Genomic DNA, 326 nt, shown 5'->3' with positions numbered 1-326 from the left:
TGGGCGAGCACGACGCAGGAAGAATTTATCTGCTTCCTGGACAGGTACATACGCTGGTATAACGAGAAGCGAATTAAATTATCATTGGGTGCAATGAGTCCGGTTAAGTACCGGCAGCATCTGGGGACCCTGTAAATAATTCTGTGTAACTGCCATCGTATTAAAGGTGAGCGCTCAGGCGGTCACCGAACTCGATAATAAAAGACCCTGTAAATAATTCTGTGTAACTGCCATCGTATTAAAGGTGAGCGCTCAGGCGGTCACCGAACTCGATAATAAAACGACTCATCGCCAGCCGCCAGTTTTGGATCGGCATACTCCATTTC

The 326-nt window shown here is 47.2% G+C and carries 1 protein-coding gene; it reads left to right on the top strand.

Annotation, left to right across the window (positions count from 1 at the left end):
- The coding region (locus J1784_RS00145; protein ID WP_217147570.1) for an IS3 family transposase at positions 1-135 on the top strand (135 nt) is incomplete at its 5' end.
- Between the last annotated feature and the right edge of the window lie 191 nt (positions 136-326).

This window comes from Rahnella ecdela (assembly GCF_019049625.1).
GTDB classification, from domain to species: Bacteria; Pseudomonadota; Gammaproteobacteria; order Enterobacterales; family Enterobacteriaceae; genus Rahnella; species Rahnella ecdela.
The sequence above is the reverse complement of the archived record's forward strand: the minus strand, read 5'-3'. Positions and strand labels throughout refer to the sequence as shown.